A 2,670-nucleotide genomic window follows, 5' to 3' on the forward strand; every position below is an offset into this window, starting at 1 on the left:
GCCCGGCACGCAGATCACGTCGAGCGGCGGGCAGTCGTCGAAGGTCGTGTCGGGCGTGAGCCGCAGGCCGGTCGCGCCGACCACCGAGTCGCGCGTCTTGCCGACGAGCCGCACCGAGGTGTCGGGCATCGAGGCGAATACGTCCCAGGGACCGCAGAGATCGAGCGGCTGCACGTTGGGGAAAAGAAGAAAGCCGATCTGGAGCGCCATGCTGTTTTCCGTGAAGTGAGTTGAACCAGGCGTGAGGGCGTGGAATTTTGCCAACGCGCCAACGTGATCACTTTAGGCAGACGCCCGTGCGCCGGAGCGCCAAAAATGGCGTAAAAGCTGCCAGCGGCACGCGGCGCTTATCAAAAATACAGACGATGCTGCGGCGCACGAGCGTGGTGCAAGGCGCGGCGAAACCGGTGAGGAAAGCGCGCCGCGCGGGCCTTTGCCGCGCGCTGAAACGCGGTGCATGCCATGCGCGGACAAGGTGCGGATCGAAACGCAGTGCAACGGAGCACAGGCAACGCACAAGCAACGCGCCACGCCGCCCGCACATGCGTACAATCCGGCCCACCCCAGTTTTGTGGAACTCGTCATGACACCACCCATCTCACAGACGCGCTCCTTTACGACCGTCTTTCTGATCGAAATGTGGGAGCGCTTCGGCTATTACGGCATGGCCGCGCTGCTTGTGCTCTTCATGGTCGGCCAGGTCGGCTTTACCGACAGCCAGGCCAATCTCACCTGGGGCGCCTTCACGGCGCTCGTCTATGCCGCACCGGCCATCGGCGGCTGGATCGGCGATCGCGTGCTCGGCGCGCGTCGCTCGATGGTCGCGGGCGCGATCGTGCTCGCCATCGGCTATCTGATGCTCGCGCTGCCCAACGACAGCCTGCACCACATGTTCGCGTCGCTGGGCGTGATCGTGGTCGGCAACGGGCTGTTCAAGTCGAACGCGGCCAACCTCGTGCGCCGTATCTACGAAGGCGACGACGCGCGCCTCGACAGCGCGTTCACCATCTACTACATGGCCGTGAACGTCGGCTCGACCGTGTCGATGCTCGCCACGCCGTGGATCAAGGATCACTGGGGCTGGCACGCGGCCTTCGCGGTGTGCTGCGCGGGCATGGTGTTCGGCGTGCTCAACTTCTTCCTGATGCGCCGCACGCTCGCGCACATCGGCACTGCGCCCGACGACGAACCGCTGCGCCACGGCCGCGCGGCGCTCGTGGCCGTGGGCGGCGTGGCGCTCGGCGCGGCTACGTTGTTCGTGCTCCAGCACAAGGACGTGGCGGTCGCCTGCGTCTATGCGGCGGGCGTCGTCGTGCTGCTGGTGTTCGTCTGGATGCTGGTGCGCTGCGAACGCGCCGAACGCGCGGGCCTCGTCGCCGCGCTGATCCTCGTGTTCCAGGTGATTCTGTTCTTCATCTTCTATCAGCAGATGTCGACGTCGCTGACGCTGTTCGCGCTGCGCAACGTCGATCCGCAATTCTCGCTGCTCGGGCACGCGCTCTTTAGCTGGAGCGCGGCGCAATTCCAGGCGCTCAATCCGATCTGGATCATGCTGCTGTCGCCGCCGCTCGCGATGCTCTACACGTCGCTCGCGAAGCGCGGCCGCGACGTGCCGGTGGCCGTCAAATATGCGATCGGCTTCGCCGTGGTCGCCGCGGGCTTCTTCGTGTTCGCGGGCAGCGGGCGCTACGCCGTGGACGGGCGCGTGTCGTCGTGGTTCATGGTGGCGGGCTACGGGCTCTATTCGCTCGGCGAGCTGCTCGTGAGCGGCCTCGGCCTCGCGATGGTCGCGCGCTACGTGCCCGCGCGCCTCGGCGGTTTCATGATGGGCGCGTATCTGGTGGCCACCGGAATTTCGCAGTATCTGGGCAGCGTGGTGGCGAATTTCGCCAAGATGCCGTCGGGCGAGCTCGACGCCGTCACGTCGCTGCCGCTGTATACGCGGCTGTTTACAGGGCTCGGCTGGCTCGCGGCGCTCGGCATGCTCATCGCCGTGCTGCTGCTGCCGCTCATGCGCCGTCTTTCGCGCGAGCATCACGCCAGCAACGCCCGGGTCGAAGGCAACGAGCGCGAGCCTTCAGCCGCTGCTTAACACCTGACGCTGCCGCCTCGCGGCGCGCACGAACGCAACGCCCGGATGTCGTCCACGTCTGGGCGTTTTGCATTGAGCGCGCCGTTCGCGTCACGCCGTTCGCGTCATTCTGGCAATATTTCAGATGCTCACTCCGGCCGGCGGATCGGCATCTTCACGACGACCGCGCCGCTCCTCCGCATCGACCGCTTTCGTGTTTTTCGCATGGATCTCCACGTCACCGTTTCAGGCCGCCGCGATCTCGCCGGGCAGATCTACCGGCAACTGCGCGAGCGCATCGTCGAGGGGCGGCTGGCGGGTGGCACGCGCCTGCCGTCCACGCGCGATCTCGCGCTGCAACTGAAGGTCTCGCGCAAGACCACGCTCGACGTGTTCGAGCGTCTGCTCGCCGAAGGCTATCTGGTTGCGCGGCGCGGCTCGGGCACCTTCGTCGCCGATGCGCTCGAGCGTTTGCCCGCGCGTGCGCCCGTGCAGACGAATGCGCAGATCCGCGCCGCGCAGGCCGCCGAAGCGAGCCACCCGTCAACGACGAGCCGCCATGCCCGCGCGCCAGCCGGCGTGCAGGCGCAGCCGTGGTG

General features: G+C 66.9%; 3 protein-coding genes. 2 read left to right on the forward strand and 1 reads right to left on the reverse strand.

Annotated elements, in window-relative coordinates; translation table 11 throughout:
• Positions 1-210, reverse strand: a 210-nt coding sequence (locus G3N97_RS38010) for a DJ-1/PfpI family protein (RefSeq protein ID WP_205997881.1), incomplete at its 3' end; no start/stop codon positions are given.
• Between the two features lie 373 nt (positions 211-583).
• Here G3N97_RS38010 and G3N97_RS38015 point away from each other — a divergent pair.
• Together G3N97_RS38015 and G3N97_RS38020 are read left to right on the forward strand one after the other, a co-directional pair.
• Positions 584-2,092 (forward strand): oligopeptide:H+ symporter, encoded by a 1,509-nt coding sequence (locus G3N97_RS38015; RefSeq protein WP_205997882.1) that lies wholly within the window; start codon positions 584-586, stop codon positions 2,090-2,092.
• A gap of 204 nt (positions 2,093-2,296) precedes the next feature.
• A partial coding sequence (locus G3N97_RS38020; protein ID WP_205997883.1) for a winged helix-turn-helix domain-containing protein occupies positions 2,297-2,670 on the forward strand: 374 nt, incomplete at its 3' end.

This window comes from Paraburkholderia sp. Ac-20347 (genome assembly GCF_017104805.1).
In the GTDB taxonomy this organism is placed as follows: domain Bacteria; phylum Pseudomonadota; class Gammaproteobacteria; order Burkholderiales; family Burkholderiaceae; genus Paraburkholderia; species Paraburkholderia tropica.